Raw genomic sequence first — 15,283 nt, forward strand, 5'->3', positions numbered from 1 at the left:
TAGCATCCTTTGGATTATAGCATATGTTGCCTTGTTTTCCTAACTTTCTTTTGTAATCGATTGAGGATCGATCGTACTGATAGTATACGTTGCACTGCGGCGTTCATAGAAAAAGCGGCTTTCTTTTTTTATTGCTGCCCACAAGAGATTCAAGTAAAAACCAAACTGGATCAACCCAAAAATAACTACCATCAACAAACTAACGACTAAAAGCAGCAGATTGTTGGACTCAAGAAACGGTGCGAAAAAGATATTGACCCGACTGATGCTGGCATAAATCAGATAAAACAAACCATAGCGTTTCAATAAAGCCCCCAAGCTGACACGCTCACGGCCTTCTTGCATGATTTTGATTCGTACGAGTTTTTTTCCAATCGTTTGTCCTTTGGCAAGGTAAGCCAACAACACAAAGTACAGCAACACTTCAAGAGCAAAGTACCAATAGTCCCCACTAAAGTCCCGTACCGTCTGTTGAGTGAGCAAACGAACAGCGATCACCACAATAAAACTGACCACTTTCAGTATTCCCCAGTCGATCAACCAAGCAAACACCCTTCGTGTCACAGTCACCCGAGTGCCTTTGGCGTAAGAATCCGCATCCATCTCTTCCCTTGATGGCAATAAGAACGTAAAAAGTGGGGCGATCGTCCAGCCCACAAGCCCTCCAACTGTATTGACAAAGAGATCATTGACATCGAATAAGCGATACGGACGAGGATAAATAAAATACAGTCCCGTCAACTGCGTTAATTCAAAAAACAACGTCAAGCAAAACGTAATAACGAGTGTTTTTAAAAAGGAACATTTGAAGTAATAACGCAAATAGACCCCAAATGGTAAGGTCAACAATAAATTAAAGAGTGGCTCAAGGAAGACCCCCTGCTTCATAGCGGGAAGATAGGTTTGCGGATCGTGAATGTTTAAGACGGTCTGTTGGACAAAATGTTGCCACGATGCCCCTAACTGCAATTCCATCTTAGGACCAGTCATCTGTGCTACCTCTTCGATCGAGGGCAATGGTAGGATAACTAAGAAATAGGCGCACAATAAATAGAAGACAAATGAATACAGAACCAGTGCGCGTGACAAGATAAAACGACCGTATTTTCGATATTGGATAACAAAAAAAATCATTGATATCGCCAATGCTAGGAAAGGAAAAACCAGTAAGGCAACCTTTATTGGGGTAATATAAGCGGACATAAAGAACTCCTTCACGTTTTCTTTTTATCTTACACGCTATTTCCCAAAACGTAAATTTTGGAGTATCATAAAAGAAAAGGAGGTTAAAAAACCATGTTAAATCCCTATTTTGCCTTTGGCGTACCGGCATTCCTTTTGGTTTTATATGCAGCTTTTGCTCTTTTTCGCCGGTCTTCCGATATTCCCTATTTAGGCTTCGTCCTTTTCATCATTGCTGGTTTTCTGACAGGATTTAGTTTACAAGTCATTCAACAAGCCATCAATGAAGTGGAGAAAACATCTCTTGAACACGTGCAAGAAACCCACCTTTACTCGCCTTACTTATTAGCGATTCCATTGATTGTGGGCATTCTTTTACTGATTGTCAACTTGATTCGCGGCTATTTAAAAGTCAAAAACGTTCGTCTGCGGACAAAATAAAAACAACTTACCTAGAAATACGAATTGATCCTGCTCCTCTTGACGGGAAATGAGATCGCTTCGTATTTTTTTGGTAAGCTGCCTAGATTGCTAGACCCCTTCTAAAGATCCATCCGCCACTTTCGTAGTAAAACAGTTTATCAACTAAAAAAAGGTTTATTCGTCGGCTAGTTCTTCATCCAGGTCTGTCTCTGAGGTATCAGCAAAAGACTCTTTCACATCATCATTGACTTGCTCCAATAAATATTGCCAATCACTATTCGACACAACCACCACATCGATATTCTTTTCTTCATCGATCAGCTCGAGATTCGAAACATCCTCTCCTAACTGCTGGAATAGGTCGATCAATGTTTGGTCTTGTAGCGTTACGTATTCAGTCCGTTTCATCCTTCTTCCCCCCATGAGTCAAAAAATTCATAAAACAAGATATCGAAACTAGTAAGATCGGTCATCTTTTGTAAAGTAGATAGATCTAAACGAATAAACGCTTTTTCCACTAATAAATAATGGTTTTCTTCCAGCGCTTCTTCGATAAATGGTAAAATCTCTTCTTCATCCCCTAATGTTTCACTAGAGATTTGGTCGATTTGATCAAACAAGCGATCATCTTGCAACAAAAAGAATTGATCGTCGTAAAGATAGACTGCGATTTGATATTGCCGGATGGGTAGCTCAGCCCGAATGACAAAAAAGCATTCCCCTGAATTGGAAATCGCTGGCAATAGTTCATTCGGTTGTAATGCCTGTTGGTAGTACATTTCCATCCCTCCTTTGTACTTATTATTATAAAGAACAATGGAGGAAAAAGGAAATAATCGAATTTCAGTTTAAAAAACTCTAAACAAAGTTAAACATCCCACTCTGCATAGAATTCTTCTAAAAAATCCTTCATGAAAGCCACACGTCGTTGGGCTTCTTTTTTGCCATACGCCGTGGTCATCTTTTCAGGAAGCAAAAATAGTTTCTCATAAAAATGATTGATCACCGTCGTTCCTTTTCGGTAATCTTCATGATTTTGAAACGTCTTTGGGGCTAAGTCACTGACATGGATCGGGTGTTGATGACTGCCACCAAAATAACTCGTCCGTAAAATACCGATCGCACCTAAAGCATCGAGACGATCTGCATCACGAACGACGCGGCCTTCTACTGAGACAACTTGCGCGCCTTGCAAAAGTTCTTTTGAAAAAGACAGATTCTCGATAATAGAAAAAATTTCTTTCGTTTGTGCTTCACTGGCTCCCGCTGTGGTCAAACAAGCTCGCACTTCATTAGACGCCGCTGTGACATCCGCCACAACTTTGTCATCCACCGTATCATGGAGATAGGCTGCCGCCTGTACGACAAAGCAATCAACTGCCAATTCGTCGGCATCAATGATGGCTTGACTTAACCCAGCCACTCGTTTGACATGATCAAACCCATGTCCTGTGTAATCATTCCCCAGAATACTTTCGGCATAAGCAATTACTTTGCTAAGATCGGCAACATTGTATTCTTCCTTCATTTTTTTCCTTCTTTCGATATGAAAGCAGCTAGCCTTCTTTTTTCGATGGTGTTTGATACAAAAGGAAAAGAAGTTCAACAAGACGAGCACCCCATGAAATAATTGGGGCGGCAACGTCTTGCGAAGCTTCTTTCCACTCGTTACTTTTAAGCGAAATCTTGCGTCTCGCTGATTTTATAGACGCTAAAATAGATCTTGCGTAAATAGTCTAATAGATATTGAGGATTCAATAATTCATCCGTTGCATCTAAAATCAATTCATTTGGTTTCTTGGATGCGCCATATTGATGGATATTTTCAGTCAACCATTTACGAATCGGTGAATAATCATCCGAAGCCAACACTTCATCGACATTGATTTCTTTTTCCATGGCATGGAGTAATTGCGCTGCATACATATATCCTAGAGCATAGGATGGGAAATACCCGAAGCTTGAACCTGACCAATGAACGTCTTGTAAGATCCCTTCCAAGTCATTTTCTGGACGAATCCCTAAATATTCCTCGTATTTGTCATTCCAGATTTTTGGCAGTTCATCGATCGATACGGTTTCGTTAAAGATCTTTTTTTCGATCTCGTAACGAATAATAATATGAATGACATATGTCAGACTATCAGCTTCAATACGGATCAAGCTAGCTTTTGAATGCTTTAAGGAGTCATAGAAAGTGTCAAAAGACACATCATCAAACGTGCCTTCCGCACATTCTTGGAAAAATGGGTATTGCTTTGCCCAGAAATTGCGGTTGCTGCCGATAATGATTTCATTAAACAGCGATTGGGATTCGTGGATTCCCATGGACGCCCCTTCATGAACAGGCGTGCCTTCGTATTTCTCATCGATGTTTTGCTCGTACATCCCGTGACCAGCTTCATGAATCACACCGAACAGTCCCATCGAAAAGTCAGTTTCGCTCCAGCGTGTGGTCAACCGTACATCATTGTGGTTGATCCCCGTAGCGAATGGGTGGACCGTATTATCCAAACGGCCGCGAGAAAAGTCATAGCCTAAGTCGGCGATCACTTTTGAGATAAATTTACGTTGTTGCGCTTCGGTCATCTTACGTGAAAGGATCGAAGTATCTGGCGCTGTTCCTTTTTCAGCCAATTGACGACGAATATCCATGATACCGTCTCTCACTTGTGAGAATACGTTATCCAAGATCTCAACCGTCATATTCGGTTCGTATTGGTTTAACAAGACGTCATAGTTCGTCAGCTCATTTTTCTTCCAATAAGGAATCAATTCTTTTGTCAAGCGAATGTTTTCAGAAAGAGCGTCTTTAAATAAAGAAAAATCTTTTTCTTTACGGGCTTTGAGCCAAGCAGTATGTGCTTTTGACGTAGCTGCGGAAGCCGCCATCGCCAACTCATTGGGTACATCTTTTTGCAATTCATATTCTTCTTTGACTAATTGATACGCAGCTTTCCCTACTTCTGATAATTCATCTGGGTGTTTCCCGAAATAGCTGATCGCTTCTTGGATTGGTTCCCCCACTTTTTTATCAAAGTATAGACCATATAAATAGCTGTCAACTTCGGCACGGTAATCACTGGCTTTTTCTGGCATCCCTGTTTGATTATCCCAGCCTAAGATCCCCATTGCTTGTTGTAATAGATCGATTTCTTTTAATTCTTTCAGAAATTCTTGTTCTTTCATTCAGCAGACTCCTTTTTGCGTGGCGGACGTTGTCCCCAGTATTGGAAGAGATCGGTACGAATCGCACCGTTGTATAATTTGCGTTTTTTTGTCGCTTTTTCGCCGTAATGGGTCTCAAAAGTCAAGTCACTGGTCAAAAAGTACTTGCTCCAGGTTTTTAGCGGCCGAAACACTTGGCCCATTTCCTGATACAGTCGCTGAACGGACGCTTCTTCTCCTAAGCGTTCGCCATAAGGAGGGTTAGCCACAACGACACCATACTCTTTTTCTGTTTTAAAGTCTTTAACGGCTTGTTGTTTGAAGGTGATCGAGTCTCCTAGACCGATTTCTTCCGCATTTCTGCGGGCGATCTCAATCATTCGACCATTGATATCCGAACCGATAATATCTAATTCGACATCATAATCTGCTGCTTCATCTGCTTCTTTCCGTACTTTTTCAAATACTTCTGCTGGGAACCAATCCCACGTTTCGCAAACAAATTCCCGATTAAAGCCAGGGGCGATATTGTGACCGATCAACGCTGCTTCAATGCACAACGTGCCTGATCCACAAACGGGATCGACAAACGGCTTGTCTTTGTACCAATTTGTCAGCATCACTAAAGCCGCAGCCATGTTTTCTTTCAGCGGCGCGCCTCCTTTTTCTAAACGATAGCCACGTTTAAACAAACTAGGGCCAGTCGTATCCAATGTGATCATCGCATGGTCTTTCAATAAAGCCACTTCTAATTGGAAAAAAGCGCCCGTTTCAGTCAGCGGCACACTTGCTGGACGATGGTATACTTCTCTTAAGCGATTGACGATTGCTTTTTTGGTAATCGCTTGACAATCAGGTACACTATACAATTTTGATTTGATTGATTTTCCAGCTACTGGAAATTCAGCATCTAAAGGTAAAAAGTCTTCCCACGGTAACGCTTTAACTTCTTCAAACAGCTGATCGAAAGTCAATACGTCAAATTCCCCGACGACAATTTTGATACGGTCCGCTGTACGGAGCCACAAGTTCGCGGTAGCAATGGTCTCCATCGTCCCTTTAAAACGCGCTCGGCCGTTTTCAACCTCACACTCGATCCCTAAATCCCGTAATTCTTTGCCCACTAGTGCTTCTAAACCGCTCGCAGCGGTGGCAATACAATTAAATGTTTTTTCAGTCATAACGCTCTCCTTCTTGGTATAAAAAAACCTTCCGTTGCTGGAAGGATTCCCTGATAGGTTGTGATTTTCTATAAGCCATGTTTTGTCCGTATTTTCCTCAGGGAGAAGAAAACACTGGGTAATTATCTATCTGCAATTACTTGCCTTCTTGCTCCGTTCATTTCCGTGCAAAAAGTGCCCCTACCATTGTTTGGGTTGCTCGCTCGAGGGGTTTACCGCGTTCCACCAAGACGGTTTCCCGCCTTGCTTCGTCACTGTGGCACTTTCAAGGATACTTTGGCATAGCTTACACCTTAGCCATTTTTCCTGCCGTTACTTTCTCAAGTACCCTAGCTTATGGTTTCGCTAGGCACGAACACTACAAGCATCTCAGCTTGTGCGAGCATGGACTTTCCTCAGCATAATCGAGTTATGCCGCAATTACCCGAAAACCACAACTATCTTTTCTAAAATAGATTAGAATTGACGGGTTTTTTCGTTGTCATCTTCAAAATCAGCATTTGTATAGTTGCTGTTGTAGGAAGAAGAACGAGTGACAGGTTCTGATTCACGATCAAGCTTTTTGCCAAACACTTCTTTTTCAAGATTAGACAAACGTTTCAAAATATCAAAGTTTGTAACGGTTTGGCTTTTCGGCGCTTCTTGTTGAACACGAGATGCGATCGCTTGGTTTTTCGACAATTGATCGATTTTCGCTGTCAGACGGTCATTTTCTTCTTGCAGGGCTAAGATCTCTTTATTGTAGCTTTCGTAGTCTTTAATGATATTATCTAAAAACTCATCCACTTCAACTGGATCATACCCGCGCATTTTTGTTTTGAATTCTTGTTGCAGAATATCTTTTGGACTATAAATTAAATTTGCCATTATTTACACCTCATTGTTTATTCCAAATGGTTTTCACTTTCTAGACCATTCTATCAAAAAATATACGAAAATCAAAGTAAATTACTATCAAATGTTGCGTTTTGTAGGTCATCCATTGTTATTTGATGAATAAAGTAGGGATTTTGCTCACTATAAGCTTTGGCATCTCTTAAGAAATAATTAGGTTTTCCTGGAAATTCGTCATCATATAACACAAGTGCGCCTTCGGTATGCTCCAGTAAAAATGCCGTGTGATTTCTTAATTGACTGGGGTCTTGGTAAGGCTTATGGCTGGTGGCATTGACATAATCGGCAAATGACTTCGCTGTTTGCAGTGCCTGCTGATTTGTTTCGTTCCAATTTTCACCAAACCCTTCAAAAGGAAAAATAATTCCTAGTTTCAGTTCTGGGTATGTTTGTTTTAATTGTTCAACGGCTTCGGCACACCACAGCTCCGCGCCAAGATTCCCGCTGATCAAGAGCCATTCTAACCCTTCTTCGACATAATTGGTCAAAGTCGACATTATTACTTTCTTAATAACTGCAATCTTGGGATCTTTTGCTTGAAAGACACCTAATTCATAATTACGATAGCCAGTAAAGTATAAGGTTTTCATTGTTTCTCTGGTCATCTCTTTTCTTTCCAAACGACTTTTTGGTATAATGTTGCCTAGGAGTGTGAACAACATGGTTATTCGTTACCCGAATGGACAATCTACTACCTATGATGACGGCAAAAAACAAAAAATGCAAGAGAAACTAATAAAGCCAAAAACGTATGCCAATCGTGGGATGCGTTTTGAAGAAGCGATCAATGAAAGCAACCTTTATTATTTGAATCGGAAACTTGCTGTCATTCATAAGAAACCGACACCAATTCAAATCGTGAAAGTAGATTATCCAAGAAGAAGCGCCGCCGTAATCAAAGAAGCCTATTTCCGTGAGGCATCCACCACTGATTACAATGGGGTTTATCAAGGGCAATATATCGACTTTGAAGCGAAAGAGACTCAAAACAAAACGTCATTTCCCTTTAAAAATTTTCATCCACACCAAATCAAGCATATGGAAGACTGTTTGGAACAAGCGGGTTTATGTTTCGTTCTTTTATGGTTTTCTTGTCTACAACGCTGCTTTTTTCTCGATAGCAAGTGCTTAGTTTCTCAATGGCACCTGCAAAAAGAAACGGGAAAAAAATCAATGACACTGGCCTATATTGAAACGAATGGGATTGAAATCATCCCTTCAATTGCGCCGCGTATTCCCTATTTAAAAGCAGTTGATCAATTTTTAACGATGAAGGAGAATGATTAGTATGGCAAATGGATCACAATCGAGGACCTCTCGGCATGATTCTAAAAAAGGTACAGCTAAAAAAGCACCAAAGCCTCCTAAGGCAAAAGGCAAACGAAGCATTGGGAGTATTCTTTTAAAAGTATTTATGGGGCTGTTTTTCTTAGGCTGTATCGGGATTCTATCCGGGATGGGGCTATTCTGGTGGTATGCCAAAGATGCGCCTGCACTTGATGAAACACGTTTGGATTCAACGGTTTCTTCTCGTTTCTATGCGTCAAATGGCGAATTGATCACTGAATTCGGTAGTGAAACCAGAGAAAAAATTACAGCAAGTGAGATTCCTCAACTGCTGGAAGACGCGATCGTCTCTGTCGAAGATCGCCGCTTCTACCAGCATATCGGAGTCGATCCGATTCGGATCGTCGGTTCCGCATTATCCAATGCCACAACCGGCGGTATGCAAGGCGGAAGTACGTTGACACAGCAATTGATCAAGCTATCCTTCTTTTCTACCAGCGCTGAAGACCAAACATTACGTCGTAAAGCACAAGAAGCATGGATGGCGGTTCGTCTTGAACAAATGAAATCAAAACAAGAGATCCTCACTTACTACATCAATAAAGTATATATGTCCAATGGTGTATATGGGATGCAAACGGCCGCAATGAAGTTTTACGGCAAGCCGTTAGCTGAACTAGACCTTGCCCAAACCGCTTTGATTGCTGGTTTACCAAATGCCCCTTCTGCGTTTGATCCTTTCGCTCATCCTGATAATGCGAAAAGTCGTCGAGATGTGGTTTTAGGCGCAATGCTTGAAAACGAGAAAATCACGCAAGCGGAATATGATACAGCCGTTGCCGAAGATATTCAAGAAGGATTGCAAGAAAACCCGCGAGAAAACCAAGAGTGGAAGTACTTTGATAATTACTTCAACGAAGTGATCGCAGAAGTCAAAGAAAAAACCGGCAAAGATGTTTATACCGATGGCTTAGATATTTACACCAATGTCGATATCGATGCGCAAAAACGGTTATATGACATCGTCAACAGCGATGATTATGTTAATTATCCAGACGACAAGATGCAAGTTGCCGCTACTTTAGTTGATGTCAATACGGGCAAAGTCACGGCTCAAATTGGTGCCCGCAACGTTGATGACGTTCTAGCAAACAACCTGGCTGTCAACGTCGCTCGGGACTTTGGATCGACCGTTAAACCGATCACAGACTACGGCCCTGCCTTCCAATTTCTACAAGACTCTACCGGTAGAATGATTTTAGATGAACCTTATACTTACAAAGGAACCGATATCCCTGTATACAATTGGGATCGCCAATACATGGGCAATATCACCTTGCGGACCGCTCTAGCAGAGTCTAGAAATGTGCCGGCAGTGAAATTGTTTGATGAAGTCGGCGCGGACAATATCGCAGACTTTCTTAGCGGTTTAGGTATCGAATACCACACGATTACTCAATCTAATGCAATTTCGAGCAATACGGATAAATTAGATGGCACAAAATATGGGATCTCCAGCCTGAAAATGGCCGCTGCTTATGCTGCGTTTTCAAATGGTGGTACCTATTACGAACCACAGTACGTCAATAAGATCGTCATGCAAGATGGTACAGAAGACGAAGAATCCTTTAAAGTTTCTGGTCAAGAAGCAATGGATGATACGACAGCTTACATGGTGACCGATATCTTGAAAGATGTTATTTCTGTCGGAACTGGAACCAACGCGCAAATCGATGGATTGTACCAAGCAGGGAAAACGGGAACGTCCAACTACACCGATGACCAGTTAGCACAACTGGATACATCGAATGGTGCCTACCCTGATATTACCTTTGCCGGCTATACTCCCTCCTACTCATTGGCGGTTTGGACAGGCTACAATGACAAAATGACACCGATCACTGATAGTAGTACCCATGTGGCTTCAGATGTCTATCGTGAATTGATGCGCTATGTTTCTGCTTCTGTAGAAAACACGGACTGGACAATGCCTGACGGATTAACACGGATCGGAAGAGAGCTTTATCTTGAAGGGACGTACACCCAACCAAGCTATTCAGCACCAAGTTCGTCCAGCAGCAGTTCCTACGTTGAACCAACGACACCTTCTACAGAAAGTAGCGAATCAACACCATCAAGTACCACAGAATCATCAAGCGAAGTAACACCACCAGTGACAACACCTGATGAGGATGATTCATCATCGGTCGTTACGCCTCCTGCTTCTAGTCAGGATCCCGGTTCAACAACACCTTCCAGCAGTGAGGATAATCCTTCCTCACCACCGGACCCGCCGGAACCAAACGATGGTAGTGTCGAATAATGGAGAATCGCAAAAAAACAGTAGATCAAAATCTGATCTACTGTTTTTTTTTAATTCCTGTCATATAAATGTAGAAGCTTACTTTTCAAGCTCTTCAAACAGCAATTTTTTATCGGAAAGCTGATAAACTTGATTATGCAGATCGTCAAATAAATGAATCACATTTTCTTTCGTCTCGTTCACTTCAAAAAGAATCTCTTTGGCACGATCATGAATCCCATCGATCCGCATTTCTGTTGTACGGATCATTCGTTCAGATTCGATTTTCGCTTCTTGAATCGTGCGATTCGCTTTTCTTCTAGCAAAGACTAAGACCTCACTGATTTCTGTTTGGAACTGCTCGTTTTCGATTTGTAGGGCTGCATTTTCTTCCCTTAATGCTTCGATTGTCGCCTGAAGCTCTGCGACTTCTTCATTTGATTCGCTAGCTGATACATTTGCAGCAAGCTCTTCTTTTTCTGCCAATTGCTGTTTCAAATCAGCAATTACCTCTTGCAGCTGCTGGATTTCTTGCCGCTTCAAGGTCCATTCAGCGCGTTCCTTTTCGTAAGTTTGTTTCTCTTGTTGCTCTTTTTCTTGCTGAACAGCTAACTTGGCCTCTAATTGCTGGATTTTTGCTTCAAGTTTTTCTGTATCTACTTTTGCAAACTGTTCTTCTAGGTCTTTGACTTTCTTATTTGCTTCTACTAGCGAAGCTTTTAATTCTTTTGCCTCTGCTTCTTGTTGAACCATTATCTTCTGCTGTTTTTTCAACTGATTTTTTTCTTCCTGTAGTTGCTCATTTTCTAAAATCAATTCTTTGATTTCAAAAGATAAATTTTCAATCATATGATCCTTTTCTTGTTCTTTTGATTCTTGCTTATTTGTTTGGTTTGTACTCAATTCTTTCTCCATACGTTCTCCTTTATCTTCAACGAGTTGACTATCCTTGGCGTAGCTATCACGGTTGCCAGAGGACTTTTGCTGCACTGCTATCTTTTTGACACTTTGCTCTTTCTGCTGATCTCCAGCCACTCTTTGGTGAGAAATCGGTTTTGCGAAAGTTTGTGCGACAGGTTTTACTGCTTCTTTCTGGGTTTTAGGGAGTTCATTGTCTGCTGGTCGATTGGTCTCGTCCTCATTTTTTTCAGGGGTAGCCTTTGCGGACCCTTGATCCTCAACGATTCCCTCTTCTTGATTTGTCTCCTCAAATTCATTCAGCTCTTCTATGGATAATTGATTCACTTCATCCATTAGCTTTTGGGCAGAAAACCAACCTTTGTTTTTCTTTTTCATCATTAATTTTTCACACTGCCTTTTTGTTCATTTGTATTGATCGTTTCACTTTGATCCGTTTGAGGAGTAGACGATATGCTCTCGCTCCTCTCGTTGTTGGCTACTTCTTGAGCATCAGTGTTTGGGAATCTGCGTTCTAAAAGGGTCCAGACCCCATTCTCGTCACGAATGATCGTCTGCTCAAAGGACTGATCAGAATCCTTGGAAAATTGGACAGAGAAGGTTCCTTGGGTGATCAGGGGAACGTTCTGCATATCATGGAGTAGACGAGAAAAATTCTCTTCCCATCCGTTTAAGTCATCAATTGATGGTAATTTGCTAGATAGAACAATCGAGATTTCTTGCAAAGGCTGATCAACAAAAATCATCGCTACAGTGCGACCTAGATATGGTGATAACTGATAGGCCAACTCATATTCAGCTGCAAACTGTGCTTCACGATCATTGGAGACGAGTAAATGCTCCCAATCAATCGCTTCAAAAGAAAAGCCGTTCTCAGGATATGCAAAAATCGGCATCCGCATCCATTCCGTTTGCTCAGTTCTAAGCGCGAAGACTTCCTCTTTTAATTGATTGGTTTCTTCATGCAGCTTTTGCAAATGAATGCCGCCTGTCAGCTGAAAAACTGTTAGTAGCAAGACACTTACGATTATGGCACTACTGCAGCCCAATACAATCAGCAGGTGCCCACTGCGGAGGTTGTGCTTAAATAAACGAAGTTTCCTTTTGGCTAAAGCATCTGACGACAGCTGCTTTTCAACTTTTCTTAATAAATATTCTCGATACAATCGCCAACCGATGATACTACCTGCTCCAATGGCAAGTAGTATCATCCCAATATAGATAAAAATCACAGTCTCTTCCTTCCATCAAAACTAAAATTCGTTTTATTCATCCATTTTGATACAAACTTAGTCTCGTTGATATGTTGCAAGAAATGAATCATCGCAAACTTCCTTTCAAAAAGCTGATGTGTCAGAAGAACGTGGTCACCACACCATAAAAAGTTTTACTTGAAATGATTCCAAATTCTCTACTATCACTTGAAGTGAGCAGTGCATCGCCAACGACAAAGTACTCATCTTCTTTGAGGTACCCCCGAATCGGCAACGCCTCAACGGCTTCATCCTTCACAGTGATCATAAATGAAAAATCAAAGTCAGTATCCTCCGCCCCAATCAACAACCGCTTCTGTGTACGAACGAAGGAATCCCCTGGCACACCAATCACTCTCTTGATCAAAAATTTTCCTTCCTGTTCGAAAGCGATCAGCTGATAGCGATTTGGCTGGCGCTTTTTATGAACCAGCACAACTTGTCGATCCTCGATCGTCGGCAGCATGGATGTTCCTCTGACTAACGCCAGTCGATACGGCTGAAGAAACACAATAAGCAAAAGGACCATCAAAAAGATACCACTGATAGGAAGACCTATTTGTCTATGCCTTTTACTCATATTGCCAGCCCTCCATCCTTATTTTGGCATAATATATGAAACACTTGATGAGTGCGCCAATTCATTGCTGATCACGCGATAAGAGATTGTGGTTCCACCATAGACATTTCCTTCTGAAACCAAAATACCATTTGGACCAACGGCTTCAACAAAAGCGACATGACCATAACGAGGATCAGATCCAGCTGTTCCAGGTGCAAAAGAGATCATACTGCCTGCTTTAGGCGTTTGACTGACGTTGTAACCTAAACGTCGTCCGGTATTGCCCCATTGACCACCATTTCCCATGTAGTCATCTACTTGACCGCCTAATTGACTCACGCGATTGAACACATACCAAGTACATTGTCCAACAGGATACGAACCAGAAAGATTGTAGTCACGACCGTTGTATTCTGGGAATGTCATAAGGGAGCGATACTCTTCTGGAATTTGTTCTTTTCCTTGGATAAACAAGCCTGTTTCTGTTGCGATCACTTGGTCATATTGCGTCAATCCATAGACCGCAATCAGTGAATTGATTTTTTTACTATAATTAACATCAGTCGCATAAGTGCCCGTCAAAGCATCTGCTGCCCGAAGATAGTTTTTTGATTCAGAGCGCCACACGTCTTGATAAAAGGTTGGATTTCCAGTGATTCCTCCGCGAATCAATTTGACATAATCTGCCATGGAATCTCGATAACTTGAATAGGAACGAAAGGCGGCTTGAATTTGGAAAAGTTCCCCGTTGCCTTTATCTTCCATTGTTGGTAAAGTCACGCTGTTTCCTTGATAACTGCCTTTGATGCCAAAAAGGTTATAATGGGGACTGCTGGAAAGCCCGCTGTCGCCACTGCCGCTTTCAAGGATCGCTTGCGCGATCAAAACAGAAGCAAAGACATCGTATTCTTGCCCTAAGCTTTGGGCTTCTTGTGCCAATGTTTCAATAAACATCTGGGTCTTTTGATTCACTGTAAATTCGTAAGGGGCTGGATATTCAGCAACTAGCTTTTCGCCATATGTAGCCAATTCAGGATTTGATAGCCGTCTGATCGATAGCGGCTCTTCGATAGAAACCCGCTGAACTTCGATGGCAGTTTTCATTGGCTCTTCTTGATTTGTCACTAAACTTGCTTGGTAACCATCTGCGAGGTAGATACCGATTAACTTATTTGCGTCATATAAAAGATCCCCCGGTTGTAATTGTTCAACCTGCTGTTCTTTTTCTATCCAGCTAGCTTCCCCATTTATAACCGCTTTGATCCGTTCATTGATCCATTCGTCCATCGTCAATGGTTCTTCTAGTTCACCAATTTGTCCGATGATCTCGTAGACGAATGCCGCTTGCCATTGCGCATCATAATCAGCTAATATCGGCAAGGTGAAATCTAACAGATTCGAATCTGCGATCTTTGCTGCCCGAAAACTCTCTGGTAAATCAATAGTACGTCCATCATAAAAAGAATTTTTCAAGTCAGAAGTAGCATCTGGTGTTTGAACGACAGGGTTTATTACTTGCTCAGGTGCAATAATCGGAGGTGTTTTCGGCTCCTCTTTTTTTGCATTTTCAGTATTTTCGTTGCTATCAGTTGAAATTTCATTTTCTTTTGGTGCCAATGACTCATCAATCAAGTCGGTCTCTTTTGGCTTGTTCTCTGTTTCTACTTCTAGATCGTCCGTTTCAGCATCTATTTTTTCCTCTTCCTCGGAAGGTTCCGTGGACTCTGATTCCTCTATTTCGGTCGTTTCCGCTGACTCGGTCGTTTGCGTTGAGTCTACTTCTTCAGACGAATCGGGAGTTTCTACAACGGTATCTGCTGTTTCTGAATCCATAAGCGTCTCATTTGATTCGGTGGATAGCTCGGTCGAGCCCTCCGTTTGCTCTTTGCTGACGTCTTCTTGACTCTCTTGGTCTTCTGCTGCCGATGAATCTTGATCATCAAGTTCCTGTTCGACATTTGTATTTTCTGAATAGTTATCAGGCTGAGGGCTTTCTTTCGCCAGCAATACGGGAGAAACAAAAAGTTGGCTTGCTAAAATCCCAGCACTGAATAATGTCAGATATGACTTCTTTTTTTTACTCTTCATACAGTTTCCTTTCTCTTGTTTCAGC

15 protein-coding genes and 1 other RNA gene are annotated in these 15,283 nt (G+C 41.7%); 3 read left to right on the forward strand and 13 right to left on the reverse strand.

Translation table 11 applies throughout. From position 1 onward, the window contains the following. Positions 1-39: 39 nt before the first annotated feature. Complete coding sequence (locus IGI76_RS08440) at positions 40-1,203, reverse strand: VanZ family protein (RefSeq protein ID WP_142968454.1); 1,164 nt, start codon at positions 1,201-1,203, stop codon at positions 40-42. Between the two features lie 93 nt (positions 1,204-1,296). Here IGI76_RS08440 and IGI76_RS08445 point away from each other — a divergent pair, with 93 nt between their 5' ends. Further along, positions 1,297-1,623 (forward strand): hypothetical protein, encoded by a 327-nt coding sequence (locus IGI76_RS08445; protein WP_010748384.1) that lies wholly within the window; start codon positions 1,297-1,299, stop codon positions 1,621-1,623. 156 nt (positions 1,624-1,779) lie between these two features. On the opposite strand, the gene IGI76_RS08450 is transcribed toward IGI76_RS08445, so the two are convergent. From IGI76_RS08450 to IGI76_RS08485, 8 genes are all read right to left on the reverse strand, one after another. Beyond that, positions 1,780-2,013, reverse strand: a complete 234-nt coding sequence (locus tag IGI76_RS08450; RefSeq protein ID WP_010748385.1) for a hypothetical protein — start codon at positions 2,011-2,013, stop codon at positions 1,780-1,782. Beyond that, positions 2,010-2,390, reverse strand: coding sequence for a hypothetical protein (locus tag IGI76_RS08455; protein WP_005226138.1), 381 nt, complete (start codon positions 2,388-2,390; stop codon positions 2,010-2,012). Before IGI76_RS08455 ends, IGI76_RS08450 begins: the two co-directional genes overlap by 4 nt. Positions 2,391-2,473: 83 nt before the next feature. Then, on the reverse strand, positions 2,474-3,133 hold the full coding sequence (locus tag IGI76_RS08460; protein ID WP_005226139.1) for an HD domain-containing protein: 660 nt from the start codon (positions 3,131-3,133) through the stop codon (positions 2,474-2,476). A 146-nt stretch (positions 3,134-3,279) separates the two neighbouring features. Continuing rightward, a complete protein-coding gene (locus IGI76_RS08465) occupies positions 3,280-4,794 on the reverse strand; it encodes a carboxypeptidase M32 (RefSeq protein ID WP_333719175.1) in 1,515 nt (504 codons plus the stop codon). After that, on the reverse strand, positions 4,791-5,954 hold the full coding sequence (locus tag IGI76_RS08470) for a THUMP domain-containing class I SAM-dependent RNA methyltransferase (protein WP_201689152.1): 1,164 nt from the start codon (positions 5,952-5,954) through the stop codon (positions 4,791-4,793). The genes IGI76_RS08465 and IGI76_RS08470 overlap by 4 nt, the downstream gene beginning before the upstream one ends. A gap of 66 nt (positions 5,955-6,020) precedes the next feature. Next, positions 6,021-6,386, reverse strand: an RNA gene (rnpB, locus tag IGI76_RS08475) — RNase P RNA component class B. A 24-nt stretch (positions 6,387-6,410) separates the two neighbouring features. Then, positions 6,411-6,821, reverse strand: coding sequence for a cell division regulator GpsB (gene gpsB / locus IGI76_RS08480; protein WP_005226142.1), 411 nt, complete (start codon positions 6,819-6,821; stop codon positions 6,411-6,413). Between the two features lie 71 nt (positions 6,822-6,892). After that, a complete protein-coding gene (locus IGI76_RS08485; RefSeq protein WP_005226143.1) occupies positions 6,893-7,438 on the reverse strand; it encodes a DUF1273 domain-containing protein in 546 nt (181 codons plus the stop codon). 70 nt (positions 7,439-7,508) lie between these two features. Here IGI76_RS08485 and recU point away from each other — a divergent pair, with 70 nt between their 5' ends. Beyond that, a complete protein-coding gene (gene recU / locus IGI76_RS08490; protein WP_201689153.1) occupies positions 7,509-8,135 on the forward strand; it encodes a Holliday junction resolvase RecU in 627 nt (208 codons plus the stop codon). 1 nt (position 8,136) lies between these two features. Then, positions 8,137-10,458 (forward strand): PBP1A family penicillin-binding protein, encoded by a 2,322-nt coding sequence (locus IGI76_RS08495; RefSeq protein WP_333719176.1) that lies wholly within the window; start codon positions 8,137-8,139, stop codon positions 10,456-10,458. Between the two features lie 78 nt (positions 10,459-10,536). Here IGI76_RS08495 and IGI76_RS08500 read toward each other — a convergent pair whose 3' ends face one another. The 4 genes from IGI76_RS08500 to IGI76_RS08515 form a co-directional block, all read right to left on the reverse strand. Continuing rightward, positions 10,537-11,736, reverse strand: a complete 1,200-nt coding sequence (locus IGI76_RS08500; protein ID WP_413135641.1) for a hypothetical protein — start codon at positions 11,734-11,736, stop codon at positions 10,537-10,539. Then, positions 11,736-12,587: a hypothetical protein gene (locus IGI76_RS08505; RefSeq protein WP_236598497.1), complete on the reverse strand. Its 852-nt coding sequence runs from the start codon at positions 12,585-12,587 to the stop codon at positions 11,736-11,738. The genes IGI76_RS08500 and IGI76_RS08505 overlap by 1 nt, the downstream gene beginning before the upstream one ends. A 121-nt stretch (positions 12,588-12,708) precedes the next feature. Further along, the gene (lepB, locus tag IGI76_RS08510; protein WP_333719179.1) at positions 12,709-13,188 is read right to left on the reverse strand and encodes a signal peptidase I; all 480 of its coding nucleotides are present in this window, start codon (positions 13,186-13,188) and stop codon (positions 12,709-12,711) included. An 18-nt stretch (positions 13,189-13,206) separates the two neighbouring features. After that, complete coding sequence (locus tag IGI76_RS08515; protein ID WP_086295425.1) at positions 13,207-15,258, reverse strand: glucosaminidase domain-containing protein; 2,052 nt, start codon at positions 15,256-15,258, stop codon at positions 13,207-13,209. Positions 15,259-15,283: the final 25 nt, after the last annotated feature.

Source organism: Enterococcus sp. DIV2449a, assembly GCF_051711225.1.
Taxonomy (GTDB): Bacteria; Bacillota; Bacilli; order Lactobacillales; family Enterococcaceae; genus Enterococcus_D; species Enterococcus_D casseliflavus.